The organism is Heliomicrobium modesticaldum Ice1, from assembly GCF_000019165.1.
Classification (GTDB): domain Bacteria; phylum Bacillota; class Desulfitobacteriia; order Heliobacteriales; family Heliobacteriaceae; genus Heliomicrobium; species Heliomicrobium modesticaldum.
The window spans coordinates 2,819,252-2,845,433 of record NC_010337.2 but is presented as its reverse complement, the minus strand read 5'-3'; the positions used below and the strand labels follow the sequence as shown (position 1 = coordinate 2,845,433).

The following is a 26,182-nucleotide window of genomic DNA, read 5'->3' as shown; positions in this document are numbered from 1 at the left end:
ACACGCAAACATATTGAACGGGTCTGGGGCAAAAACGAACGGGCCGCGAACCACTTTAAAATGCTTTAAAGCCTTGCAGCATAGGGTTTTGAACGGGGTGAACCACTTTTTCATATTTCTTATATAGGAACCAGAACAGCAGAGGGTATATAGAGAGAAATTAATATATATAAAAGAATATGGATAAAAACCCGTTCAACCCGTTCAAAGCGGTATAAATACTGGGTTTTTAACGTTAAAAACCGGTTCGGGACCCGTTCGCTCCCGTTCAAAACCCGTTCAGGAACTAAGGAGCGGCGTTATGGCAGAAAGAGATATCGTAAACGCAATCATGCGGTATTTAAAGTCTGTGCCGGAATGTTTCTGCTGGAAAGAGCATGGCGGCATGTACGGCACAGCCGGTCTGCCGGACATTATCTGCTGCATTAAAGGCAGGTTTATCGCCTTTGAGGTGAAAACAGCGTCCGGCAGGCTGACAAAGCTTCAGGAAGCGACGATGCGAAAAATCAGAGATGCAAAGGGCGAGGCCTTCAAGGTAACAAGCGTCGGGGATGTCAGAACCGTTTTGGACGGTTTATCCATTCTTGAAAACTTGGAGGTGGGCGCTCGTGATAGCGTGGAGATACATAGACAAACCGGCGGCGACGATCGCCGCCATCAAGGACTACAACAGCATGCGGAATGTCATCAACATCACACCGCAGGAGATAAAAGAACTTTACGACCGGATGATTAGTCCCCGCGCGGCTAAGCTTACCGGCCTTCCGAGGGTGAGGAACCCGCGAAGCGGAGAGGAAGCGCTGGCGGAGTCTCTTGACAAGCTGGACGTGCTTCAGGAACGGTACCGCCAGGCGATAGAATACATGGGCTGGTTTGAACCGGCGTGGGGCGCCTTGACCGATGAGGAACAGCATATTTTGCGTGAGTTTTACATGACCGGCAATCAGCGTTCCGGAGCGGCTTCAAGGCTTCAGTGCGAGCTCAATTACAGCGAAAGACAGATTGAACGCCTGCGCAGCAAAGCGCTTTCCCGTCTTTCACTGATGCTGTTCGGCAAATAAAAGATGGCGGTTTGATGGCGGTTTGTTTGCTTTGTTCTGTGCTATACTTGTAGCATGAAATAGTATGATAATCACACAGAAGCCTTTGGGGCAAACGCCCTGAGGGCTTTTTCCATGCATGAGGGATGGGACTATGCCAAGAAAACCCAAGCGCCCGTGCAGCTATCCGGGCTGTGCGGAGCTGACGGACGGAAGATACTGCGATAAGCATCAAAAACAAGCTGACTCATACTACAACAAATATGAGCGCGACCCGGCAACACGAAAACGCTATGACCGGAGTTGGAAGCGCATCCGAGACAGATACATAGCGGAGCATCCGCTTTGCGAGGAATGTCAAAAGGCCGGAAGGCTCACTCCAGCCGAAGAGGTGCATCATATTATCCCTTTATCCAAAGGCGGAACCAATGAGGACGGCAACCTCATGAGCCTGTGCACAAGCTGCCACTCGGCAATAACGGCAAAAGAAGGCGGGCGCTGGAAAAGACGGTAGGGGGGTCAAAATCTCTGGTGGATATGTTTCGTGCAACGGGCGTGGGGTCGCGCGCGAAAAGTCGCAGTTTCAAACGGGGTATATCCCTCGTCGTCTCAAACTGCGCTGTGCAGGCCCCAATTAATTACATGAATCGAGGTGATGTGTGTGGCAAAGGATGGTACCAGCCGCGGCGGAGCGCGTATTGGCGCGGGACAAAAGAAAAAGCCGCTGGCTGACAAGATTCTGGAAGGAAACCCGGGCAGACGCAAGCTTATGGTAATGGAGTTTATGGACACTGCAGATCTGGAAGGGCAGAGCATGCCGCCGCCGAGGGAGTATCTTGCCGCAAAGCAGAAGAATGGCAAGGCGACACTGGCGGTGGAGATTTACGAAAAGACATGGCAGTGGCTGTACGAGCGACGGTGTGAGCATCTTATCCCTGCGCAGCTAATCGAGCAATACGCACAGAGCGTGGCGCGGTGGATCCAGTGCGAGGAATGCATCACCGAGTTTGGCTTTCTTGCCAAGCATCCGACGACCGGCAACGCCATCCCGTCGCCTTATGTGGCCATGAGCCAAAGCTTCATGAAGCAGGCCAACAACCTGTGGTATCAGATTTACCAAGTAGTGCGCGAAAACTGCGCCAGCGAATACAAAGGGGCGACACCGCACGACGACGTGATGGAAAAACTCCTGACGGCAAGAAGGGGTGGTTGATTTGAACATACAGAAAATCAAAGCCGAGCTTTTGAATCCTGCCGTCTACAATCCCCGCAAGGACTTAAAGCCAGGCGACAAGGAATACGAGAAACTCAAACGCTCGATAGAGGAATTCGGCTATGTGGAGCCTGTCATCTGGAATAAGAAGACCGGCAATGTGGTAGGCGGCCACCAGCGGCTGAAGGTGCTGCTGGATTTGGGGCAGGCCGAAATCGACTGCGTCGTGGTGGAGCTTGACCCGCAGAGGGAAAAAGCGCTCAATCTTGCCCTCAACAAGATTCAGGGAGAGTGGGACGAGAATAAACTGGCAGAGTTGATGGCCGAGCTGGACGCAGGTGCCTTTGATGTTTCGCTCACAGGATTCGACGCTTCTGAAATCGACGAGCTTCTCAACCGCTGGTACTCCAAAGAGGCGGTGCAGGACAACTTTGACATAGACAAAGCGCATGAGGAAATCATGCAGCGCGAACCGGTAACAAAGCGGGGTGATATCTGGCTTCTCGGGAACCACCGCCTGATGTGCGGCGACTCTACGAGCGAGGAGGATTTTGAGAAGTTAATGAACGGGGGTCATGCACAGATGGCAGTTACCTCCCCGCCATACGGAGTGGGCAAAGAATATGAGAAGGCCGGAATCGAGCCGTGGTTTGAAACCGTGCGCCCGGTTATCAGAAATCTGTGCAGGCGTGCGGATATTGTTTGCTGGAATCTGGGCGACCTTTACGCCACCGGCTCACAATTCATCGAGCCTACCAGCGTATACAGCGTGAATATGTTTCTGGACAACGGTTTTCGCCCCATATGGATCCGTATCTGGAAGAAGCAGGGACAGAATTTCGGCGTGGGCCCCTATCACCTTGTTTCAAACAAACCGGTGCAGCAGTATGAATATATTTCGGCGTTCAGTAAAAACGGAGAGGCTGAGGAATACAACGATCAGGAGTATGTGTGGCTTTCGGCGTTTGCAGGACACAGTTATAAATTTGTAAAACGGCTGACCAAGGAGGAGCGTAAGAAGTGGGGCTATGCCGGCATATGGGAGATGACGACAGTCCGGGCAAACAAGGAGCACCCTGCCATGTTCCCTGTGGAGCTTCCATGGCGCTGCATCAAAATGCACAGCGATAAGGGCGGTATTGTGCTGGAGCCGTTTTCCGGCAGCGGCACGACCATTATTGCGGCAGAACAGACCGAGCGTAAATGCTATGCGATGGAGCTGTCGCCTGTATACTGCGATTTGGCGGTTAAACGCTGGGAGGACTTCACCGGCGAAAAAGCTATGAAAGTGGAGGGTTAGCATTTATGGAGATACAGAAAATACCTGCAGAAAAATTAAAAGCTGCAAAATATAACCCGCGGAAGGACTTAAAGCCGGGCGATTCTGAATATGAAAAGCTTTGCCGCTCCATTGAGGAGTTCGGATATGTAGAGCCGGTCATTTGGAACAGGCGCACAGGGAATATCGTTGGCGGGCACCAGCGGTATAAGGTATTGACTGCCTTGGGGTATAAGGAAATCGACTGTGTTGTGGTTGATTTGGATGAGCAGCATGAAAAGGCGCTCAATGTTGCTTTGAATAAAATCAGCGGAGAGTTTGATATTCCGCTTTTGACAGATTTGCTTAAAGGTTTGAATGATGATGGCTTTGATGTCTCCCTTACCGGTTTTGACGCTGCAGAGATCGACGAGCTGTTCCGTGATAAAACTGCCGCCAATGTCAAAGAGGATAATTTCGATGCGGAAAAGGCGGCGGCGGAAATCAAAACGCCGGTTACCCAAAGGGGAGATATATGGCTGCTCGGCAGGCACCGGCTGATGTGCGGCGACAGCGCCTTGCTATTGGATGTGCAAAAGCTGATGGATGGCAAAAAGGTGCGGTTCGTTTTCACCGATCCTCCCTGGAACGTGGATTACGGTTCGGATACCAGACACCCAAGCTGGAAGCCCAGGCAAATCTTAAACGACAGAATGAGCACCGAGGAATTCGGCGCTTTTTTATCGCGCGCTTTTAATTGCATGAGGGAGGTTTCAGAGGCCGGGTGCATGACCTATGTGGTGATGTCTGCGCAGGAATGGGGCAGCTTGATGAACGTCCTGCGGGAGGCGGGGTACCACTGGTCAAGCACGATTATATGGAAAAAGGATAGCCTTGTACTCTCCCGCAAGGATTACCATACCCAGTACGAGCCGATCTGGTACGGCTGGCTGGAGGGGACGCGCCTTTGCCCGCTTAAAGACCGCAAGCAGTCGGATGTCTGGGAGATACCCCGCCCGAAAGTGTCGGAGGAGCACCCGACCATGAAGCCTGTTTCGCTTGTGGCAAAGGCCATGCTCAACAGTTCTCATGCGGGAGATTTGGCGCTTGACTTGTTCGGAGGTTCCGGCACGACAATGATTGCCGCTGAGCAGACCGGGCGGGTCTGCTTCATGATGGAGCTTGACCCGAAGTACTGCGATGTGATTGCAAAGCGCTATGTTTCCCAGTTCGGGGATAACGCCGCATTCCTGCTGCGCGGGGATGAAAAAATTCCTTATGCGGAAACACAGATCGCTTGAAAATGTCCTTGCTTTCCCCTCAAAACAGAGCGTTAATGTACCCCGCCAAAAGAAGAAAGGTGGGATTTTTTTATGGGAATCAAAAATGGTTCAGCTTATTTGATGGGAGGTGTATGGAATGAGGAATAACAGCTTCCGCTTTTCACAGAAGGTTGCCAGTCAGGAGAGAAAAGTTATTGCCGCAATAATCGCCGAGGCCCTTGGAGGCCAGGTGCACTATGCCGGAGCGCCGGGCTTTTCATATGAGACAAACGGCTGGTCGGTTGACAGGGACGGCGCTGTGCATTCGCCGGAAACCGGCCTTGACGAAATCAAAAGCATCCGGCCGGTTATCGACGCGCTGAATATCGCCGGGCTGTCCGCAGAGGGAAATATGACGATTGTGCTTTCTTTGTACGGCTTTGGCGAGGCGAGCCTTGAAAATCTTAAAAATATGCTGGCCAGCAAGGAAACGCTGATAAAGAAAGCGCTGTCGGCTGACTGTGACATAGAAGTGTCGGCTGAAAATGGCGAAATCGCCTTCCCTTTTTGGAATGCGACCCTGAATGCCGACGAGGTGCAGACGTATATCACGCTGGCAAGGCAGATGGCGGAACAGGCAAAGGCGCAGAAGCGCGTGCTGGCTGCCGAAAAACCGGCGGATAATGAAAAGTATGCCTTCCGTTGTTTCCTGCTCCGGCTGGGGTTTATCGGGGATGAGTTCAGGACTGAGCGCAGGATATTGCTTTCAAGGCTGTCCGGCAACGGGGCGTACCGGAAAGGCAGAGCAAAGGCGGCGGATGAGAATGAGTGATTTTCATAGCACCGCCTTCTTTGTCAAGCATCCGTTCAGGATTGATGATCTAAAGATGCCTCACCTGTATGAGCAAAGGAAACCTTTTGCGGTTGTGAAAACTATCGGGCTTTCAAAGATTGACTATGAGAACTTCATTGCCGATCTGTGTGTCGGCCGTCGGTTTATCGAGGAAAACAAGGGGCTTTGCCGCATTGACGAAGACGGGGTATGGCAATGCCTGCTGGTACGGCAGCGGGGGCAGCCGGACGGAGTGCTGGTGATGCCCGATGGCATGGATTATCCCAAATACGCCGCATATTATCCGGGAGGAGAGGATTGAAAGATGAGCGCAGGAGGCTTTCCTTCAAATGAAACCGTCCTCCGTCTTAAAAAACAGTATCCGCCGGGGACACGCGTCGAGCTTATCCGCATGGATGATCCGTACTCTATGCTGAAACCGGGAGATCAAGGCACCGTTTCATTTGTGGATGATATAGGGACTATTTTTGTGGATTGGGATTGCGGGTCAACCCTCGGCGCGGCCTATGGTGCGGACATGATCAGGAAGCTTTAAATGTACACAAATCCCGCTGCGAAAAATTGTTGAAAATCCTGCGGAAACTCATGCAGAATTGCCTTGCTATCCTGTGTTTTCAATGGCCTAATGTACACTGCCGAAGGGCAGAAAACACAGGAAAGCGAGGAGAAAAGCGCAATGCTTGAAACGAGATTTGGAATCGAGGTTGAATTTACAGGGATTACAAGGGCGCAGGCGGCAAAGGTCGCCGCGGAGTTTTTGGGCGGGAGGGTCGAAAGCGGAAACGATTATTACAACACGCAGAAAGTAATCGCACCGGACGGACGGGTATGGAAGTTCATGAGCGACGGCAGCATCCGGACTCAGAAAAAGGAGTGCGGCCGGATTGTCGAGGCAAGCCGGGAATATAGTGTGGAGCTGGTAAGCCCGATACTGACCTACCGCGGGGACATTGAAACCCTGCAGGAGCTGATCAGGATGCTCCGCAAGGCGGGCGGCTTCACCAACAGCAGTGCAGGAATTCATGTCCATCTTGATAGCGCAAACCACACGCCAAGAAGCATCCGCAACTTCATCAACATCATTGCCAGCAAGAACGACCTGCTCTACAAGGCGCTGCAGATTGAGCCGGAAAGGATGCGTTTCTGCAAGAAGATGGATGCGGCGCTGGTGGAGAAGATAAACCGCCGCAAGCCCAAGACCATGGCGACCATCGAGAGCATCTGGTATGAAGGCTACGAGGGAAGCCGCAGGCAGCATTATCATGGAAGTAGATACAATTTTTTGAACCTGCACAGCTTTTTCAACGGCAACGGAACGATTGAACTGAGGGGATTCAACAGTGAACTTCACGCGGGAAAAATCAGAAGCTACATAGTGCTTGCATTGGCGCTGAACCATCAGGCGCTGACGCAAAAATGCGCTTCCAGCAAGAAACCGCAGGTTGAAAACGAAAAATTCGCCATGCGGACATACCTCAACCGCATCGGGCTTATCGGCGACGAGTTCAAAAACTGCCGGGAGCATCTTTGCAAACACCTCGACGGCAACGCGGCATGGCGGTTTCGGGCGGCATAGATGAGCGGGGGCGGACAGCCGCCCCTTATCCCGCGGCAAACACAAGGAGGGAGATGCAAATGGACAAGGAAAAAGGAACAATTTATCTGGCATACGGAAGCAACTTGAATTTGAAGCAGATGGCATACCGCTGCCCGACGGCGCGGGTTCTGGGGAGCGCGAAGCTCACAGGCTTCCGGCTGTTGTTCCGGGGCGGGAACGGCGGCGCGGTGGCGACGATAGAAAAGCAAAAAGGCGGAAGCGTGCCGGTATTGCTTTGGAGAATCACGCCTTATGACGAGGAGGCGCTGGACCGCTATGAAGGCTATCCGCATCTGTACCGGAAAGAAACGGTTAAGGTTCTTTTCAAAGGGAAGTGGGTTTCCGCAATGGCATATATCATGAACGAAGGCAGGCTGCTGGGTACGCCGGGTCGCTACTACTACGAGGTAATCCGGCAGGGATATATTGACGCGGGCTTTGACATATCCATTCTCAACAAAGCGGTGCGGGATTCGGCGGCTCAGGAGACGGCGGCGGAGATATAGGAGAAAACGATGTCAGCATAATAGATAATTTCATAGAAATCCACTTGATAAAGGAGCTTCGTTAAGGAGTTCCTTTTTTCTTGTTCACTTTCAGGAAGGGGGGCGGCAAAGCTGCGGAAGTTAAAGCGATATAAGCCAACGAAATTTATGGCGGAAGGCTCCCGGTACGACAAAGAAGCGGCGGATGCCGCCGTTGCTTTTATCAACTGCCTGAAGCATACCAAGGGCGAATGGTACGGGATGCCATTCGAGCTCATTGACTGGCAGGAGCAGATTGTCAGGGATATATTCGGCGTCTTGAAACCGAACGGATACCGGCAGTTCAACACCGCCTATGTAGAAATCCCAAAAAAACAGGGGAAGAGCGAGCTTGCGGCGGCAATTGCCTTATACCTGACCTGCGGTGATTTCGAGCATGGTGGCGAAGTTTACGGGTGCGCATCTGATAGGCAGCAGGCGTCCATCGTATTCGACGTGGCGGTGGATATGGTGGAGCAATGCCCGGCATTAAAGTCCCGGATTAAACCGATGCTGTCTCAGAAGCGGCTGATATACAGGCCGCTAGGAAGCTTCTATCAGGTGCTTTCGGCGGAGGCGTATACCAAGCATGGGCTGAATGTCCATGGCGTGGTATTTGATGAGCTGCATGCGCAGCCGAACCGCGATCTGTATGATGTGATGCTGCACGGATCTGGCGACGCAAGGAAGCAGCCGCTGTTTTTCCTGATCACGACGGCAGGCACCGACAGGAACTCCATCTGCTGGGAGGTGCACCAAAAGGCGGAGGATATCCTGCAGGGGCGCAAGATAGACTCGACCTTCTACCCGGTTATCTACAGCGCGGCCGATACCGACGACTGGACAAGTGAAAAAGTATGGAAGAAGGTCAATCCTTCGCTGGGCATTACAGTGGACATTGAGAAGCTGAGGGTGGCCTTTGAAAACGCCAAGCAAAACCCTGCAGAGGAAAACTTATTTCGTCAGCTTCGCTTAAATCAGTGGGTGAAGCAATCGGTGCGCTGGATGCCTATGGACAAATGGGACAGATGTGCCTTTCCTGTCGATGCCGACAGCCTGCGCGGACGCTTCTGCTACGGCGGACTTGATCTGTCGTCTACTACCGATATTACCGCCTTTGTACTGGTGTTTCCGCCGCTGGATGAATCGGATAAATATCAGATCCTGCCGTTTTTCTGGATACCGGAGGACAATATCGACCAGCGCGTGCGGCGGGATCATGTGCCGTACGACGTCTGGGAACGGCAGGGCTTTTTATACACCACCGAGGGCAACGTGGTGCATTACGGCTTTATCGAGAGCTTTATTGAGGAGCTTGGCATGAAATACAACATCCGCGAAATTGCCTTTGACCGCTGGGGAGCGGTGCAGATGACGCAGAACCTGGAAAGCATGGGATTTACGGTTGTTCCCTTCGGGCAGGGTTTCAAGGACATGTCCCCACCCACCAAGGAACTGATGAAGCTTACCCTGGAGGAGCGCATAGCCCATGGCGGACATCCGGTGCTGCGCTGGATGATGGACAATATTTTTGTCAAAACCGACCCGGCCGGAAACATCAAGCCGGATAAGGAAAAATCCACCGAGAGGATAGACGGCGCGGTCGCGCTTATTATGGCGCTTGACCGCGCACTAAGGCACAGCGGGGAGAACACCGGCTCGGTTTATGACGAAAGGGGGTTGTTGTTTATATGAATATCTTTTCCCGCCTGTTCAAAGCAAGGGACAAGCCGAAAAACAGCCTGTTCGGCAGCGCATACGGCTTTTTCTTTGGCGGCACATCCAGCGGCAAGGCTGTCAACGAGCGGACGGCCATGCAGACGACTGCAGTGTATGCCTGTGTAAGGATACTGGCCGAGGCCATCGCCGGTCTTCCGCTTCATGTGTACCGGTATAAAGAAGACGGCGGCAAAGAGAAAGCGCTGACCCACCCGCTGTATTACCTGCTCCATGACGAGCCAAACCCGGAGATGACTTCATTCGTGTTCCGCGAGACACTGATGAGTCATCTTCTTTTATGGGGTAACGCCTACGCCCAGATTATCAGGGACGGCGCAGGCCGGGTGCTGGCGCTTTATCCGCTTCTGCCAAGCAAGATGACGGTGGACAGGGCTCCAAACGGAGTGCTGTATTACACCTACCGGCGGGACAGCGAGGAGAGCAGGACAAATCCGAAGGCAGGCCTTATATACCTGCGAAGCGACGAGGTGCTGCATATCCCGGGGCTTGGCTTTGACGGTCTTATAGGCTACTCCCCCATCGCCATGGCCAAGAACGCCATAGGCATGGCCATCGCCTGCGAGGAGTACGGCGCGTCCTTCTTTGCCAACGGCGCAAATCCGGGCGGCGTGCTGGAACACCCAGGCGTATTAAAGGACCCGGCTAAGGTGCGCGAAAGCTGGAACGCCGTCTATCAAGGCAGCGCCAACGCCCACCGCATCGCCGTTCTGGAAGAGGGCATGAAATTCCAGCAGATCGGCATCCCGCCGGAGCAGGCGCAGTTTTTGGAGACAAGGAAATTCCAGATAAACGAGATCGCCCGGATATTCCGCGTGCCGCCCCATATGGTAGGAGACCTTGAAAAATCGAGCTTTTCAAACATCGAGCAGCAGTCGCTGGAGTTTGTCAAATATACACTCGACCCGTGGGTGGTGCGCTGGGAGCAGGCCATCCAAAAAGCGCTGCTTTTGCCTTCGGAGAAGAGGACGTACTTTGTCAAGTTCAACGTGGACGGCCTTTTGCGCGGGGATTATGCCAGCCGCATGAACGGCTATGCCGTGGCGCGCCAGAACGGCTGGATGTCGGCCAACGATATCCGCGAGCTTGAGAACATGAACCGCATTCCTGCGGAGCTGGGCGGCGATTTATACCTCATCAACGGCAATATGCTCCCGCTGTCGCGGGCAGGAAATTTTTATGATAAGGAGGCAGATAAGAATGCAAGCAAGAACGCGGGCAGGTAAGTCCAAAAACCCGCAAAACCCGCAGCGCGGATTGGGTCCAGCGTCACGCTGGTGGAACTGGGTGCAAAACGAAGACGGCAGCCGGACTTTGTACCTCGACGGGCCTATAGCCGAGGAAAGCTGGCTGGGAGACGAGGTGACCCCCAAACAGTTCAAATCGGAGCTGTTATCCGGAGAGGGCGATATAACGATCTGGATCAACAGCCCGGGCGGCGACGTGTTTGCGGCCAGCCAGATTTACAATATGCTGATGGATTACAAAGGCAAGGTAACCGTCAAAATCGACGGCATCGCGGCCAGCGCCGCTTCGGTCATAGCCATGGCCGGAGGCGACGTTTTAATGTCGCCGGTAAGTATGATCATGATCCATAATCCGGCGACAATAGCCATCGGCGACACCGAGGAAATGGAAAAAGCCATCGCCATGCTGGAGGAGATTAAGGAATCCATCATCAATGCCTATGAGCTGAAAACCGGGCTTTCCCGGGCGAAAATATCGCACCTTATGGATGCGGAAAGCTGGTTTAACGCAAGGAAAGCGGTGGAACTCGGCTTTGCCGACGGCATCCTGTTTATGGGGGATGAATCGCCGCACGCTGATTCCGAAGTAGCGGAAGGAATGATTTTCAGCAGGCAGGCAGTGACAAATTCCATCCTGCAAAAACTTACACCCAAAGAAAAAACAAAAGGAACCCCGGTTGAGTCGCTGGAAAAGCGGCTTTATTTATTAAAACCATAAGGAGGATTTGACCATGAGCAAAATATTGGAACTGCGCGAAAAGCGCGCGAAAGCATGGGAAGCGGCCAAGGCTTTCCTTGACAGCAAACGCGGGAGCGACGGGCTGCTTTCACCGGAGGACACCGCAACCTATGAGAAAATGGAAGCCGAGGTTGTGGCGCTGGGTAAAGAAATAGAACGTTTCGAACGTCAGGCTGCCATAGATCTGGAACTGTCAAAGCCGGTCAGCAATCCAATCACCAACAAACCCGCTCCTCAAAGCGAAACCAAAACCGGCAGGGCAACTGACGAGTATAAGAATGCGTTTTGGAAGGCTATGCGCAACAAACTCAGTTTTGACGTGCAGAACGCCTTGCAGGTAGGAACTGAAAGCGAAGGCGGGTATCTTGTGCCCGACGAATTTGAGCGTACTCTTGTGGAAGCGCTGGAAGAGGAGAATGTCTTCAGGCAGATTGCCAATGTCATTACCACGTCCAGCGGAGACAGAAAAATTCCGGTAGTGGCAAGCAAGGGCACTGCGTCCTGGGTGGATGAGGAAGGCCAGATTCCGGAAAGCGACGACTCCTTCGCCCAGGTCTCCATCGGAGCCTACAAGCTGGCGACCATGATCAAGGTGTCCGAGGAGCTCTTAAACGACAGCGTATTCAACCTGGAGCAGTACATCGCCAGGGAATTCGCCCGCCGCATCGGGGCCAAAGAGGAGGAAGCTTTCTTTATCGGCGACGGCTCCGGCAAACCGACCGGAATTTTGGCCAATAACGGCGGTGGCGAAATAGGAGTAACCGCGGCAAGCGCGGCGGCCATTACCCTTGACGAGATCATGGACTTGTTCTACAGCCTTAAGTCTCCCTACCGCAGAAACGCCGTATTTATAATGAACGACTCAACCGTCAAGGCCATCAGGAAGCTTAAAGACAACAACGGCCAGTATCTCTGGCAGCCTTCCGTTGCCGCCGGAACACCGGATACCATCCTCAACCGCCCGGTCAGAACGTCGGCCTACATGCCTGCCATTGCCGCCGGAGCCAAGACCATTGTTTTCGGCGATTTTTCCTACTATTGGGTGGCCGACCGCCAGGGCAGGGTGTTCAAGCGCCTCAACGAGCTTTATGCCGCTACCGGGCAGGTAGGCTTCATGGCAACCCAGCGCGTAGACGGCAAGTTGGTGCTGGCCGAGGCCGTCAAAATCCTGCAGCAGAAGGCATCCTGATAAGAAACGGAGGGCTGCGGCATGGAGCTTTTAGAGAAGGTCAAAGCCAACCTCATACTGCAGCACAGCGAAGACGACGCCCTTTTGCAGGAATACATCAAAGCCGCAGTTGCTTATGCGGAAAGTTACCAGAAAAAGCCGGAGGGGTATTATGCCGAAAACTCTATGCCGCCCACTACTGAACAGGCTGTGATTATGTTGTCGAGCCATTTCTACGAAAGCAGGGACGGCTCGACGGCCGGTTTTTTCGGGGATAGCGTACAGGCGGGACAGCAGGTGTGGAATACGGTGAATATGCTGCTGCGGCTGGACAAGGACTGGAGGGTTTGAGGGATGAGCTTCGGAAAAATGAACACATTTGTTGACATCATCTCACCCAAGCCGGTTAAGGACAGCGAGGGCTTTGCTGAAAAAGGGGACGTCATCCTTGCTTCGGTCAGGGCGTACAAGGAAGACAGGCATGGCAGCGAAAAATGGGCAAACAGGGCGGCGTTTTCACAGGCGTCCGCCCTATTCCGCTTCCGCAGGATCCCGAACCTTGAAATCACGACGGATCTTGTGCTTGCCTGCAGCGACGGCAGATACAATATTGTCAGCGTTGAGGATGTAAAGGGGCGAGGGATGTATATTGAGGTGCTTGCGGAGAAGGAGGCGAAGGCCAGTGGCAAAGGTTGACGTTAAGATGCCGGAGGAGTTTTTGCTCCGGCTTTCCAGGCTTGGAGAAAAGACAGAAGAGATCATACCAAAGGTACTGGAGGCGGGCGGAGAAGTGGTGCTTTCCAAAGTGAAGTCCAACCTGCAGTCGGTCATCGGAAGCGGCACTAAATACCCGTCCAGAACAACCGGAGAATTGGCAAGCGCTTTGGGCCTCTCCCCTGCCAAGCAGGACAGGGACGGAAACCACAATATTAAAATCGGCTTTTCGGAGCCGAGAAAAGACGGAGAAAGCAACGCCATGATTGCCAATATCATCGAATACGGCAAGTCCGGACAGCCCGCAAAGCCGTTTTTGAAACCGGCGAAATCGGCGTCGAGGAAGCCCTGCATCGAGGCGATGAAAGCAAAGCTTGAAGAGGAGCTGGGGCGGATATGAGCATATTGTCTGAGATAAATTCCATAGTGGAAACACTGAGCATCCCTGTTGAAACGGGCGTATTCAGCGGAGTGCCGCCGGATGAGTACCTTGTCATAACCCCGATGACCGACACGTTTGAGGTTTTCGCAGACAACCGGCCTCAGACGGAAACGCAGGAGGTTCGGCTGTCTTTATTTGTTAAGGGCAACTACACCGCCCGCAAAAATGAGATAGTGAACGCACTGCTCCAGGCGGGTTTTACCATTACCGACCGGCGGTATATTGGCCATGAGGACGATACCGGCTATCACCACTATGCCATCGACGTGGCAAAAGAATACGAGATAGAGGAGGAATGAGAGACATGGCGACAATCGGACTGGACAGGTTGTATTACGCCAAAATTACCGAGGATGAAAACGGAGAAGAGAGCTACGGCACGCCTGTTCCGCTGGCCAAGGCGATTACGGCGGAGCTTTCGGTGGAGTTGGCCGAGGCTACGCTTTATGCCGACGATGGAGCGGCAGAAGTGGTCAAGGAGTTTCAAAGCGGCACCTTATCTCTCGGCGTTGCGGATATCGGCGCTGCCGCAGCCGAGGTTTTGACAGGAGCCACCCTTGACGACAACAAGGTGCTGATTTCGGCCAGTGAGGACGGAGGGGATCCGGTGGCTATTGGCTTCAGGGCAAAGAAAGCCAACGGAAAGTACCGGTACTTCTGGTTGTACCGCGTAAAATTCGGCATCCCGGCAACAAATCTGCAGACGAAAGGCGACAGCATTACCTTTTCCACGCCAACTATTGAAGGAACGGTCATGAGGCGAAACAAGCCGGACGGTCAGGGCAGACATCCGTGGAAGGCGGAGGTCAGCGAGGACGATCCCGGTGTATTGCCCGCCACTATTACCGGCTGGTATACGAGAGTTTATGAACCTGTCTTTGCTGTGGGAGGAGGCGACGAATAATGGAGGATACGGATAGAAGCGCAAGCATCAAAATTGGTGGCGAGGAGTACCAACTTATTCTAACCACCAGAGCGACAAAGGAAATCGCTAAAAGGTACGGTGGGCTTGAGAATCTCGGTACCAAGCTGATGAAAACGGAAAACTTTGAGATGGCGCTGGATGAACTGGTATGGCTGATTACGCTTCTGGCCAACCAGAGCATTCTGATACACAACCTGAAAAATAAGGATAAGCGGGAGCTTCTGACCGAGGAGGCGGTGGAGCTTCTCACATCCCCGCTGGAGCTGGCGGCATACAAAGACGCTATCATGGAAGCGATGTTTAAAGGCACTAAAAGAAATATTGAAAGTGTGGATGACCCAAAAAACACACCGGCCGGGTGAGCGATGAGGAATTGTTTACCCGGCTCATATATTATGGTACCGTCCAGCTAAACCGCACCGAGGATGAAGCATGGCTTATGCCCATCGGGTACCTGCTGGATTTGTGGGAGTGCCACAAACAGTTCTTAGGTATTTCCAAACCGAAGCGGGAGCTGACCATTGATGATGTGATACCTTATGGGATTTAAATATTTTGCAGGAAAGGAGGCGGTTTTGTGGCAGACGATTTTGGCCTGAAGATCGGCATTGAAGGAGAGCGCGAGTTTAAAAATGCCATCCGGGAGATCAACCAAAGCTTCAAGGTGCTGGGCAGCGAGATGAACCTTGTTGCATCCCAGTTCGACAAGCAGGATAAATCAGTTGAAGCTGTTACAGCGCGAAACAGGGTGCTAAGCAAAGAGATCGACGCGCAGAAAGAAAAAATTGCCACCTTGGAAAAAGCGCTTGCCAATGCCGCCTCCTCTTTCGGGGAGACCGACCGGCGCACTTTAGGCTGGCAGATACAGCTCAACAACGCCAAAGCGGAACTGATCAAGATGGAGCGCGAGCTGGAGGCAAACAACAAAGTTCTGGATACTGCAGAAAAAGAGTTTAACGAAGCGGAAAAACAAGCGGACGAATTCGGCGATGAAATTAAAAAAGCCGCGGATCAGGCGGATGAGGCGGGCGGGCGCTTCGAAAAACTGGGCGGCGTTTTGAAAGGGATCGGCGTGGCCATGGGCGCGGCTATGGCGGCAATAGGCACGGCGGCAGTAGGCGCGGGCAAGGCTCTTGTGGATATGTCGGTAAATTCGGCGGCCTATGCCGATGAAATCCTTACCGCTTCAACCGTAACCGGCATGTCCGCCGACAGCCTGCAGGCGTACAAGTACGCCGCGGAGCTTGTGGATGTGTCCTTGGACACTTTAACCGGCAGCATGGCAAGGAACGTCAGATCCATGTCTTCAGCAAGAAAAGGCACCGGCGAGGTCGCAGACGCTTACCGGCAGCTCGGAGTTTCGGTCACTGACGCCAACGGCAATCTGCGCAACAGCGAAACCGTCTACTGGGAAACCATAGACGCCCTCGGCAAGGTGTCCAACGAAACCGAGCGCGACGCGCTGGCCATGCAAATTTTCGGCAAATCCGCGCAGGAACTCAATCCCCTTATATCGCAAGGTTCTGCAGGCATTGCGGAACTGACCGAGGAAGCAAAGCGCATGGGCGCGGTGATGAGCGAGGATACACTGAACGCCCTCGGAAAATTTGACGACAGCATCCAACGGCTCAAGGCGGGCGGCGAGGCGGCAAAGAACATGCTGGGCACCGTGCTACTTCCCCAGCTTCAGATATTGGCCGACGACGGAGTTACACTTCTTGGCGATTTTACGCGGGGACTGTCCGAGGCCAACGGCGACTGGACAAAGATAAGCGAGGTCATTGGCAATACGGTGGGAAGCCTTGTGGATATGCTGATGGAAAACCTGCCGAAGCTCATTCAGGTGGGCCTGGATATCGTGACTTCCATCGGCGGGGCTATTGTGGACAATCTGCCGGTTATTATCGACGCGGCGGTGCGGATTGTCATGACGCTGCTGCAGGCTTTAATCGACGCACTGCCGCAGATAACCGACGGCGCTTTGCAGCTTGTAATGGCGCTGGTGCAGGGGATTATTGACAACCTTCCCGCTTTGGTGGAAGCCGCGGTGCAAATGATTGCGACGCTGGCGTCCGGCATCGGAGAGGCGCTTCCGGAACTGATACCCGCTGTAGTTGAAGCTATTATCCTTATTTGCGAAACGCTTATTGACAACATGGATCAAATTTTAGATGCGGCCTTTGCCATTATCGAGGGGCTGGCGCAGGGACTTTTAAACGCTCTGCCAAAGCTTATCGAGGCGCTTCCGCGAATTATCGCGTCAATCATTGATTTCGTGACAAGCAACCTTCCGAAGATCGTAGAACTTGGGATTACGCTTATCGTCCAGTTGGTTGTGGGCCTGATCAAAGCTATTCCGGAGCTGGTCAAGGCGCTTCCGCAGATTGTTGCGGCCATCCTTGAAGGCTTGGGCAAGGCGGTTGTTTCGGTGGTTGAGATCGGCAGGAACATTGTCAGGGGTATTTGGGAAGGCATCAAGAGCCTCGGAAGCTGGCTGTGGGATAAGGTCAGCGGCTTTTTCTCCGGCATTGTCGACGGCGTGAAAAATTTCCTTGGCATCCGCTCCCCGTCCACCGTTTTTGAAGGCATCGGCGGCAATATGGCGCTGGGCCTCGGCGAGGGCTTTAACAAGGCCATGGCAAGAGTGGCGGACGACATGCAAAATGCGGTGCCGACGGACTTTAATATTTCGCCTGACATTAGCGTAAACGGACGCGGCGGATCCGCCGCTTCAGCTTCCGGCCCGCTGGTCGTTGTTCAGCAGATGATAGTGCGCAGCGAGGATGATATCCGCAGGATTTCGCAGGAATTGTACAACCTGATGCAGACCGGATCAAGGGCGCAGGGCCGCTTCAGCACAGCGTAGGAGGCGAAGAACAATGGGATTTATCTATAACGGAATTTCGTCGCAAAGCATGAAAATCCGGGCCAGGCTTGCCGGATGGCAGGTGTCCCCTGCCCTGCGCAACTCCTTTGAAACTGTGCCGGGTAAAGCGGGTATAGCCGATTTTGGATGTGACATCTCCGAACGAACCATCACAATAAGCTGCGGCGTGCTTCCCCGGCGCAGCTTTGCCGAGCTGGTGTCGGTTCTGGATAACGCGGCGGAATGGCTGAATCCGGCAAACGGGCTTAAGCAGCTTATCCTCGACGACGTGCCCGACAGGTATTTCATGGCGCGGCTCTCGGAGGCGGTGGACTGCGAGCGGCTGCTGCGCACTGCCGGAAGCTTCGAACTTCGTTTTATCTGTCCTGATCCCTTTGCGTATGCACTGGATGATGAAGTATTTGTTATTTCCGAAACACGAATGCACGAGTTTGAGAGGCTTGCGGGAAACGCCGATTCCGAGCCGGTGTATCTCTTGAAGGGCGTGATCGCCGCATCCTCCTCAAGCTATATATCCCTCATTACAAATGGAGAGGAATTGCGGATTGTCGGCCCATTATCTGAGGGCGAGACGCTTGTCATTGATTCCGGCATGGTAACCGCAAAGGTGACGGACGCCGCCGGAAATACCCTGAGAAACGGCCTGCCGTGCCTGCAGGAGCTGAACTTCCCGATTCTCAGGAAGGGCGTGAACAATATAGGGATCAGCGCCGTGAACGCGACATTCACGGAACTGAAAATACAGGCGAAAAGCCGCTGGAGGTGACCGGCGGCAATTCGCGCGCTGAACGGAGGTGGCTTTAGTGGCGATAAAATCAGTATTAACCTCTCAGGAGGATTTTACCGGAGAATTTCCTGCAACTTCGCGGACGTCCGCGCTGTGGCGGTTCAACGAAAGCGCTCCGGACGGCAATCTGCGGCTTTTAGATTCGTCCGGGCATGGCAGGCATTTTACTGTATCGGGCTGGTCGGGCACCACCGCTTCGCTTCCACTTGGCCGGTTCGGACGCTATTTCCGGCAGAACATCAACAACCCAACATCAGAAAAAACGCATCTTGTGGCTGCCAACGACGGCAGCATTTTCAGCAATCTGGGAGAGAGGATTGTCGTAGGCGGATGGATCAACCCCACCACCTATTCGGTAGGGCAGACATACTGCCCTATCTTTAACACCCGGCAAGGACCCGGCCAGCCGATTTTCTATGTGTCCCTCTATCAGGGCAGGCCGCGCATGATGCTGTATAACTCCGCCGGTTCCCTTATTCTTGATCAGAGCGAAACGCCGGGCTTTTCCATGGTCAACGGCGGCTGGTACTTCATCGCGGCCGTCATTGAGGTGACGGCCAAGACCTCGCAGTTTATCCTCTGCGACCGGGGCAGCGGCGCGGTCTGGACAGGCCCCAAGCGCACCTTTACCGGCACGCTCAACCCGTCCTGTACGGCCAATATCGTCATGGGCATGCACGCCGACACCTATTATTTTGCGGGCGGCTTCGACGACTGGTTTCTGGAGACCGATTCGCGCCTGACCATCGACGACCTGGCGCAGCATTTTAAGAATGCGCTGCTGGCGAACGGCGCGGACAGTGCCGCCAGTGTGGACGCCCTGACGGAGCCGGGCGCGGTTATGCTGAAAGCGGCAAACGGCGTTTATCCCGCAAGCGGCGTGCTGTATACCAAGGCAGCTCCCTGCGCCTTGTCCGGCAGCGGGCGCGTGGCGGTGACCAGCGAGTATGCCGCAGGCATAACGTCGGTTTCACTGATAGAAACCAGCACGAGCGACGACCTTGCGGAATGGTCGGCATGGCAGGCGGTGGGAACAAGCGGCGAGCTTCAGTCCCAAAACCGGCAATATATCCGGTTCCGGGTGACGCTGACCACCGCCGACACGTCAAAAACGCCGAAACTCTTGGAAATCCAGCTTCATGACATCCCCAAACCGCCCTATGAAAAGCTTGGCTTTGCCCGTCCGGTGGTGCTGGATGGAAACGGAGCGTGGGAAGCCGTCCTTGAAAACGCTTTTGACATCATCGTCACCGGCGAGGTAAACGGCGCGGATACGCTGGAGTTCAAGCTCCCGTTCCATGACCCGAAAAGGAGGGCGCTGGAAAACGAAAAGCAGGTGCAGATAGTAAACGATATCTATCGCATTCGTACTTTGACGGACAACAAAAGCGAGGACGGGCGCATCATTACACAGGTTTACGCCGAGGCGGCGTTTTATGATTTGTCTTTCAGCGCGGAAAAGGAACCTGCGGACTTTAACGCCGACGCCGCCGACGTTCCGATGAAATACGCATTGCTGGGCACCGGCTGGTCGGTGGGAAACGTAACAGTAACAGCGAAGCGGACATGGCGGTGCACAGAAAAGAATGCCTTATCCATCCTTCGAGCTGTACAGAACATCTATGGCGGCGACCTTGTTTTTGACAGCGCCAACCGGCTGGTGCATCTATTGGCATTCAGCGGCACAGACAGCGGAGCGCTGTTTTCGTATAGAAAGAACCTGAAAAGCATCCAGAGGGTGGTCGATACGCGGGAACTGGTGACAAGGCTTTATGCCTATGGGAAGGACGGCATGACCTTTGCTTCCATCAACGGCGGCAAGGAGTATGTGGAGGATTACAGCTTCTCCAGCGAAGTGAGGGTGTCTACGCTTGACTGTTCCTCTTTCAGCAATCCGTATCAGATGCTGGAATATACCCGGATGCGGCTTGCGGAATATTCGAAGCCTCGCGTTTCTTATGTGCTGTCGGCCATGGATTTGTCGGCGCTGACAGGCTATGAGCATGAAGTGTGGAAACTGGGCGATATCGTAACGGTGGACGATAAAGAGTTGGGACTTTCCATCAAGACCCGCGTAGTGCGGAGGCAGTACAACCTGCAGGAGCCCTGGAAAACGGTGATCGAGCTTTCCACAAAGCTTAAGGAGCTTGGCGATTCTTCGGCGCAGTGGGACAAGGCGGCGGACACGCTGTCTTCAACCGATCTCCTCGACCGGCAGGAGATCAAGGATATGGTGCCCTTCAATCATCTGCGCAATTCCCGGGCGGACGACGGCTTTGCTTATTGGGTCAATTCCGGCTTTGAGGTGGATGCCGGGAACGGCGTTTCGGGAACGGCTTCCTTCAAGGCTGTTGGCGTGCCCGGCATGACAAAGAGCCTGTCGCAGACGGTATATCCGGCAACGCGCAAAAGTTACACCTTTTCGGCGCAGATTGCTTCCGAAAACCTCGAAAAGGGCGAAAACGGCCAGGTGGGCGTTGAAGTGGTCATTGAATATGAGGACGGCACGACGGAAACAAGGTTTATTGATTTGTTTTAAAGGATGGTAATGGATATGGCTTATTTCAATCAGACTGCGCACAATATTTCTCCCAAAAGCGGGAGCAAAATTAAATCCATCACCATCCGGCTGTGCGTCACCGACTGTAGCGGTACTGTGTATTTCACCGACTTATTGCTGCAGGGTGGCTCGGTGGCCACCGGCTGGGTGGGGCATGTGTGCGAGATACGGTGGACATTGGACGGGTAAATAAAAGTAGGAGGTAGTAATTGCAAACAAGTAGTTTTTATATTGAAATAATGGTATAATCTGTTTGATTTATGTTTGAAAGGATGTGCCGGAGATGGATAAGAATAAAATTAAATAGTTTCCTATTACATATTCGCAACGCCGAAAGAATTCTCTTGGTCCATTGCATGTAGAATGTCAAGTCTCAGGGAGATATTTAAAGTTCCACAAAAACTCATCGATATTACAAGGTGGAGAATTCATTACTCTAGATGTAATGGCAATGCCGATTGAAGATGGAAAAGCATCAAAAAAGATATGCCAAATGATCGTAACGAGAGAAGATTTACTAGAAGCCTTAAATAATATTACTCCTAAAGAATAAAGCATTGTAAATAGAATTAATACAGTTTTGTTATAAGAGATCGCATCGGCGGTCTTTTTTATTTTACCTGGGGTGTTGATGATGGCAAAAAACAGCTTTATCAGGTTCGCGGAAACGTTCAAAATAAAGGAAGAAATGCGCGTGGTCAGTATCACAGTACGTCTGATGATCGCAGATTGCACCGGCACAATCTATTTTACCGACCTGCAGCTTCAGGAGGGAGACAGGCTGACGGGTTACACCGTCCACACAAGCAAAATGCTGATGAAGCTGCGGGAAAACGGGGAGATAGTCCCGCCTCGCCATTACAACGGCGTGGTGCGGACGGCGGAAACGGTTATTTTATTCAACCTGGGCAAAACATCCGCGGGACTCGACTGCTATATCTATCCTGTACAGGATATGGCTGCAGAGAGTATTGAACTTTCCCAGGGAATGGGCGCGCACAAGGTGAGGTTTCTTGATCCGGTGAACGCAGGCGATGAGCTGGCGCTGCTGGCGTCTGCCCGCAGGTGCCTGAAAAACGGAAGTCCAGCTCAAAAGGAAGGGTTTTATCAGTATTCTGCGGCATGGGACAGCAAGCATACGGTGAAGCTGGAGGAGAGGAAATCGGCGTGGGTGCTTTTTGAATTTCAGGAGATGCAGGACGGAGGTGACCGGTTGTGAGGGATATCTTGAAAGGCAAACGGTGCATGGTGTGGAGCTTTATGGGCAATGCCCGGATGTATCAGGCACTTGACCAGTACGGCGATCGCTTTGATACGGTGGGGATTTTTACCTTTGAAGTGGATGCCACCGGTACTATTTCAGAAACCGGCACCAGCATCAGCAGCATGCTTCCGTATATCCAAAAATGGCCGCACATTAAGTGGCTGCTGACCATTATGAACCATGGAACAGCCTCTGTTTTTACCGCGCTGAGGAATAACACAAACGGAGCAAAGGATAAGTTTCTCACTGAGATCGTGCGGATCATGAACAAGTATCCGTGGTGCGCCGGGGTGGACATCGACCTGGAGCGCGGCGGCGGATATGAAAACAAGGACTCGGCAAACGCCCTGTTCAGGGATATCTACCAGACCGTAAAAAACTTCAATCCCGCCAAGCTTGTCAACATCTGCCTGCCTGGGATGACCGGCGTCCAGGGGTCGGTGGGCGGCGAAAACTGGTGCGTTTATTCAGACCTTGACCCGTACTGTGATACCGCCGCCATTATGAGCTACGGCATGGCGTGGGCCGGCTCCGCTCCAGGGCCTGTATCTCCCCGGGACTGGCTGGAGGGCATATATGACTATGCGGTTACCGCGATGTCACCGGATAAAATCTTCATGGGACTGCCCGCCTACGGCTGGAACTGGCGGATCCACGACACGCCCGAAAACCTCGGAGTCACCTATCGCGGAGTGTCCAACACCTACTATGCGGCCAAATACTGGATGACGGGGGTATACAACTTTACCGGCGACGCGCCGCCCCAGCCGTTCATTCCGATTGTCGCCTACTGGGACGACTACAACAAGGTGCCGTGGGCGCTGCCCCACGTGTACGACTACATGGAGGGCTGGGACGCCGTATCCTGGGAATATCCTCTGCAAAAAGGCGTATACAACAGGCGGAGGTATTTGACTGGCTACGGCAAGGAGCAGAGAGCGGAGTTCGGAACCGTATATATCGACAGAAACGGCCTTCCGGACGAATATGAGGGAAATGTCATTGTGGCGGAGGACATGGCTTCGCTTGGAGATGCGGAGACATCGGCGGAGTACCGCTTCGAGATAGCACAGGCGGGATATTACGATATTGCCGTCCGGCTTTGCTTTCCCTATTGGGACAAAAATGCGATTGTGGTTTCCCTGGACGGCAATGCGAAGACTTTCAGCGAAAACCGCCTGTGGTGGCCATACTGGAGAAGGCTTTGCTGGCTTATCCTTGCAAAGGGTGTCTTTCTTTCGGCAGGTATGCACGCTGTCAGCATAAGCGGAGGAGTGCCGGGAGTCCAATTTTACGGATTTCGGGTGTGCAGCGATTTTACAGAGCGCCCTTTTGCGGGCGAGGCGGCATATATGCTGTCGCCGAGGCAATTTAAGGATGTAAACGGCGTGATGGCCGGGCCAGATCGAGGGTTTAAGCTGACCTTTGAAATGCTGCGGAGAAAACCAGACTCTGCACTTATCTGGTATGAGGATTTCCGGGACAGAAATATACTTCCGGAAAGCTACTGGACGATCCTTTCCGGAGAGTGGAGCGTGTGGCAGGATCCGGAAAGCGCTGCCGACCGCCCCTATTCCCAGCTTGATGGATACGGCGAGCTTGCATGGAAGTATGACGGCTTTTCCGACGTCCATATCCGGGCGAGGCTGGCCTTCCCGCAAAACGGCGGCGGCCGGGCGGGAGTGTTCCTCGGCGATATTTTTTGCTGCCTTAATTACGACACGCGGAGAGTGGAGCTTTATCAGGGCGCTTCCCTGCTGGGAAACTATCCCGCAAGCTTTTCAAGGACTCCGGACGGCGAAATCCGCACAAACCCCAATATGTACACCATTGAAATGCGAAAGCGCGGCAATACGGTCAGGGTCTATTCCGGCGCAAGCTCCACCCTGCGCTTTACGGCGGCTGTCAACAATACAAGCGGCTATGCGGGAATCCGCTCGGACAGCCGGATAGTATGTGAGCTTCTGCGGCTTGGCGATGCGTGGGTATATGAGCCGTATGAACGCTTTGATGTAGAACTTCCGGATGGCACAACAGCAAGCTTCGGAAGAATTCCCCGCACGGGCGTCACATGGGATGAGGAGTTTCAGGTGTTCTCGGTCACCAGCGATGTGGAGGAATCGGCTACGAGAACGGAGGATATATCGCTGGACTATGATTTCTTCCACTCGCTGCTTTTAGAGCTTTCCTGCGGCAGCGATTATCTCGTCAAAATCGTCCCGAAGGACGTCAACATCTGGATATCCCGTCTCTTTCTCGGAGACGCGGACGGTTTTTCCATCCTGTATTATCAGGACGTGGACAGCCTTGTTTACTGGGCGAACGAAGCGGCTTACCGCTGGAAACTGCGCGGCATCGCCCTCTGGTCGCTCGGGCAGGAGGATATGCGGTTCTGGGAGGCGCTTCCGAAACAAATATAGGTCAGGGGTATTTATATATTCAGCGCTTTGCTTTTAGGCAGGGCGCTTTTTAATATTCAAATTTGATTGAAACGGAGGTTTTGGACAATGAAAACAATATGGAACTGGGTGCAGGCGGCCTTTGCCGCCATCGGCGGTTTCCTTGGCTGGTTTCTCGGCGGGGCGGACGGGTTTCTCTATGCCCTCATCGCCTTTGTGGTCGTCGACTACCTGACCGGCGTGATGTGCGCGATTGCGGACAGGAAGCTGTCCAGCGAAGTCGGGGCAAAGGGCATCTTCAAGAAGGTGTTCATTTTTGTGCTGGTGGGCGTGGGACATATCATCGACAGCCAGGTGCTCGTAAGCGGCGGCGCGGTGCGGACGGCGGTTATCTTCTTTTACCTGAGCAACGAGGGCATTTCCATTCTGGAAAACGCCGCGCATGTCGGGCTGCCGGTTCCCGAAAAACTCAAGGCGGTCTTGGAGCAGCTTCATGACCGCAGCGAAAAGGAGGACAAGTAAATGAACCTGCATAAACTCATTCTGACAAACAACGCCTGCTATAAAGCGGGACGGACTATTGTCCCGAAGGGCATCATGGTGCATTCCACCGGGGCAAACAATCCATGGCTCAAGCGCTATGTTGGCCCGGACGACGGCTTGCTGGGCAAAAATCCGTACAACAATCATTGGAACCAGGATAAGCCGGACGGGCGGCAGGTCTGCGTCCACGCCTTTATTGGGAAACTCGCCGACGGCACGATTGCCACCTACCAGACGCTGCCATGGAATATGCGCGGCTGGCACTGCGGAGGCTCCGGCAACGATTCATATATCGGTTTTGAAATCTGCGAGGACGGGCTGAACGACGCTTCATATTTTTCCGCCGTCTACAGGGAAGCCGCCGAACTGTGCGCTTATCTTTGCAAGGAGTACGGGCTTACCGAAAAGGACGTCATCTGCCATTCGGAGGGCTATAAGCTCGGAATAGCAAGCAACCACAGCGACGTTATGCATTGGTTTGTGCGTTTCGGAAAGTCCATGGATGCGTTTCGCGCCGATGTAAGGAAGCTGCTTGACGCTGCGGGCAATCCTAAGACGTACATTGTGCAAAAAGGCGACTCCCTCTGGGGCATTGCCCAAAAGCAGCTCGGCAGCGGGGCAAGGTATCCGGAGATTATGACCCTTAACAACCTGTCCTCGACGGCGATTTACCCCGGGCAGGTTTTGAAGATACCGAAATAAGACCTCAATTGCTGAATGAAAAGTCAAAAAAGCGGGGGCGGCGGTTTGGCTGCTCCCGCTCAACTTAAACTCGGGAGGTGTTTGTTGTGGCGCATGCGGGAACGGTTTCCAAGCATCCGGAGGGATTCGAGGATTACGTGAAAAGAGCGAAGCTTTCCATGCCGCCGGAGGAGCTGCAGGGGGAGCTGGATTACTGGCGTTCCCGGAAAGTCCTGCAGAGGATGCTTGACGGGGGCTTAATCACACCGGATGAATTCCACAAAATCGACGAATTAAACCGCAAAACTTTCTCGCCCAAGCTGGCGCGGCTGATGGCGTAAT

31 protein-coding genes are annotated in these 26,182 nt (G+C 53.4%); all 31 read left to right on the top strand.

Annotation, left to right across the window (positions count from 1 at the left end):
• The first annotated feature begins 301 nt into the window (after positions 1-301).
• The 31 genes from HM1_RS15375 to HM1_RS13030 all read left to right on the top strand — a co-directional run bounded on the left by HM1_RS15375 (position 302) and on the right by HM1_RS13030 (position 26,181).
• Positions 302-736, top strand: coding sequence for a VRR-NUC domain-containing protein (locus HM1_RS15375; protein ID WP_012283884.1), 435 nt, complete (start codon positions 302-304; stop codon positions 734-736).
• Positions 627-1,061 carry a hypothetical protein gene (locus tag HM1_RS13175; protein WP_236995086.1) on the top strand — a complete coding sequence of 145 codons (435 nt, stop codon included), beginning with the start codon at positions 627-629 and terminating at the stop codon, positions 1,059-1,061. The genes HM1_RS15375 and HM1_RS13175 overlap by 110 nt, the downstream gene beginning before the upstream one ends.
• A 133-nt stretch (positions 1,062-1,194) precedes the next feature.
• On the top strand, positions 1,195-1,554 hold the full coding sequence (locus tag HM1_RS15370) for an HNH endonuclease (RefSeq protein WP_041313997.1): 360 nt from the start codon (positions 1,195-1,197) through the stop codon (positions 1,552-1,554).
• 147 nt (positions 1,555-1,701) lie between these two features.
• A complete protein-coding gene (locus HM1_RS13165) occupies positions 1,702-2,253 on the top strand; it encodes a P27 family phage terminase small subunit (protein WP_041313994.1) in 552 nt (183 codons plus the stop codon).
• Between the two features lies 1 nt (position 2,254).
• Positions 2,255-3,553: a site-specific DNA-methyltransferase gene (locus tag HM1_RS13160; protein WP_012283881.1), complete on the top strand. Its 1,299-nt coding sequence runs from the start codon at positions 2,255-2,257 to the stop codon at positions 3,551-3,553.
• A gap of 5 nt (positions 3,554-3,558) precedes the next feature.
• Positions 3,559-4,812: a site-specific DNA-methyltransferase gene (locus HM1_RS13155; RefSeq protein WP_012283880.1), complete on the top strand. Its 1,254-nt coding sequence runs from the start codon at positions 3,559-3,561 to the stop codon at positions 4,810-4,812.
• A gap of 118 nt (positions 4,813-4,930) precedes the next feature.
• Positions 4,931-5,605 (top strand): virulence factor, encoded by a 675-nt coding sequence (locus HM1_RS13150; protein WP_012283879.1) that lies wholly within the window; start codon positions 4,931-4,933, stop codon positions 5,603-5,605.
• Positions 5,598-5,927, top strand: a complete 330-nt coding sequence (locus HM1_RS13145; RefSeq protein ID WP_012283878.1) for a DUF6329 domain-containing protein — start codon at positions 5,598-5,600, stop codon at positions 5,925-5,927. Before HM1_RS13150 ends, HM1_RS13145 begins: the two co-directional genes overlap by 8 nt.
• Before the next feature lie 3 nt (positions 5,928-5,930).
• Positions 5,931-6,161, top strand: a complete 231-nt coding sequence (locus HM1_RS13140; RefSeq protein ID WP_012283877.1) for a DUF4314 domain-containing protein — start codon at positions 5,931-5,933, stop codon at positions 6,159-6,161.
• A gap of 141 nt (positions 6,162-6,302) precedes the next feature.
• Positions 6,303-7,202, top strand: a complete 900-nt coding sequence (locus tag HM1_RS13135) for an amidoligase family protein (protein ID WP_041313991.1) — start codon at positions 6,303-6,305, stop codon at positions 7,200-7,202.
• 59 nt (positions 7,203-7,261) lie between these two features.
• Positions 7,262-7,729, top strand: coding sequence for a gamma-glutamylcyclotransferase family protein (locus HM1_RS13130; protein WP_012283874.1), 468 nt, complete (start codon positions 7,262-7,264; stop codon positions 7,727-7,729).
• A 111-nt stretch (positions 7,730-7,840) separates the two neighbouring features.
• A complete protein-coding gene (locus HM1_RS13125; protein WP_041313988.1) occupies positions 7,841-9,442 on the top strand; it encodes a terminase large subunit in 1,602 nt (533 codons plus the stop codon).
• Positions 9,439-10,710 carry a phage portal protein gene (locus HM1_RS13120; RefSeq protein WP_012283872.1) on the top strand — a complete coding sequence of 424 codons (1,272 nt, stop codon included), beginning with the start codon at positions 9,439-9,441 and terminating at the stop codon, positions 10,708-10,710. Before HM1_RS13125 ends, HM1_RS13120 begins: the two co-directional genes overlap by 4 nt.
• Positions 10,685-11,449 (top strand): head maturation protease, ClpP-related, encoded by a 765-nt coding sequence (locus tag HM1_RS13115; RefSeq protein ID WP_012283871.1) that lies wholly within the window; start codon positions 10,685-10,687, stop codon positions 11,447-11,449. Before HM1_RS13120 ends, HM1_RS13115 begins: the two co-directional genes overlap by 26 nt.
• A 13-nt stretch (positions 11,450-11,462) precedes the next feature.
• Positions 11,463-12,659 (top strand): phage major capsid protein, encoded by a 1,197-nt coding sequence (locus tag HM1_RS13110; protein WP_012283870.1) that lies wholly within the window; start codon positions 11,463-11,465, stop codon positions 12,657-12,659.
• A 21-nt stretch (positions 12,660-12,680) separates the two neighbouring features.
• Positions 12,681-12,989, top strand: coding sequence for a head-tail connector protein (locus tag HM1_RS13105; protein WP_012283869.1), 309 nt, complete (start codon positions 12,681-12,683; stop codon positions 12,987-12,989).
• Between the two features lie 3 nt (positions 12,990-12,992).
• The gene (locus HM1_RS13100) at positions 12,993-13,334 is read left to right on the top strand and encodes a head-tail adaptor protein (RefSeq protein ID WP_012283868.1); all 342 of its coding nucleotides are present in this window, start codon (positions 12,993-12,995) and stop codon (positions 13,332-13,334) included.
• Entirely contained in the window at positions 13,321-13,752 is a 432-nt protein-coding gene (locus tag HM1_RS13095; RefSeq protein WP_012283867.1) for an HK97 gp10 family phage protein, read from the top strand. Before HM1_RS13100 ends, HM1_RS13095 begins: the two co-directional genes overlap by 14 nt.
• Positions 13,749-14,093, top strand: coding sequence for a hypothetical protein (locus HM1_RS13090; RefSeq protein WP_012283866.1), 345 nt, complete (start codon positions 13,749-13,751; stop codon positions 14,091-14,093). The genes HM1_RS13095 and HM1_RS13090 overlap by 4 nt, the downstream gene beginning before the upstream one ends.
• Positions 14,094-14,098: 5 nt before the next feature.
• Positions 14,099-14,698, top strand: a complete 600-nt coding sequence (locus HM1_RS13085; protein WP_012283865.1) for a major tail protein — start codon at positions 14,099-14,101, stop codon at positions 14,696-14,698.
• A complete protein-coding gene (locus HM1_RS13080; protein WP_012283864.1) occupies positions 14,698-15,081 on the top strand; it encodes a hypothetical protein in 384 nt (127 codons plus the stop codon). The genes HM1_RS13085 and HM1_RS13080 overlap by 1 nt, the downstream gene beginning before the upstream one ends.
• Positions 15,078-15,269, top strand: a complete 192-nt coding sequence (locus tag HM1_RS16295) for a hypothetical protein (protein ID WP_041313985.1) — start codon at positions 15,078-15,080, stop codon at positions 15,267-15,269. Before HM1_RS13080 ends, HM1_RS16295 begins: the two co-directional genes overlap by 4 nt.
• A 27-nt stretch (positions 15,270-15,296) precedes the next feature.
• Complete coding sequence (locus HM1_RS13070; RefSeq protein ID WP_012283863.1) at positions 15,297-17,585, top strand: phage tail protein; 2,289 nt, start codon at positions 15,297-15,299, stop codon at positions 17,583-17,585.
• Between the two features lie 13 nt (positions 17,586-17,598).
• A complete protein-coding gene (locus HM1_RS13065) occupies positions 17,599-18,372 on the top strand; it encodes a distal tail protein Dit (RefSeq protein ID WP_012283862.1) in 774 nt (257 codons plus the stop codon).
• A gap of 37 nt (positions 18,373-18,409) precedes the next feature.
• Complete coding sequence (locus tag HM1_RS13060) at positions 18,410-20,932, top strand: phage tail spike protein (protein WP_012283861.1); 2,523 nt, start codon at positions 18,410-18,412, stop codon at positions 20,930-20,932.
• 15 nt (positions 20,933-20,947) lie between these two features.
• Positions 20,948-21,142, top strand: coding sequence for a hypothetical protein (locus HM1_RS13055; RefSeq protein WP_041315627.1), 195 nt, complete (start codon positions 20,948-20,950; stop codon positions 21,140-21,142).
• Between the two features lie 445 nt (positions 21,143-21,587).
• Positions 21,588-22,172 (top strand): hypothetical protein, encoded by a 585-nt coding sequence (locus HM1_RS13050; protein WP_041313982.1) that lies wholly within the window; start codon positions 21,588-21,590, stop codon positions 22,170-22,172.
• On the top strand, positions 22,169-24,637 hold the full coding sequence (locus HM1_RS13045) for a glycosyl hydrolase family 18 protein (protein WP_012283859.1): 2,469 nt from the start codon (positions 22,169-22,171) through the stop codon (positions 24,635-24,637). Before HM1_RS13050 ends, HM1_RS13045 begins: the two co-directional genes overlap by 4 nt.
• An 87-nt stretch (positions 24,638-24,724) precedes the next feature.
• Positions 24,725-25,138, top strand: coding sequence for a phage holin family protein (locus tag HM1_RS13040; RefSeq protein WP_012283858.1), 414 nt, complete (start codon positions 24,725-24,727; stop codon positions 25,136-25,138).
• Complete coding sequence (locus HM1_RS13035; protein WP_012283857.1) at positions 25,139-25,861, top strand: N-acetylmuramoyl-L-alanine amidase; 723 nt, start codon at positions 25,139-25,141, stop codon at positions 25,859-25,861.
• Between the two features lie 86 nt (positions 25,862-25,947).
• Entirely contained in the window at positions 25,948-26,181 is a 234-nt protein-coding gene (locus HM1_RS13030) for an SHOCT domain-containing protein (protein WP_012283856.1), read from the top strand.
• Position 26,182 lies beyond the last annotated feature (1 nt).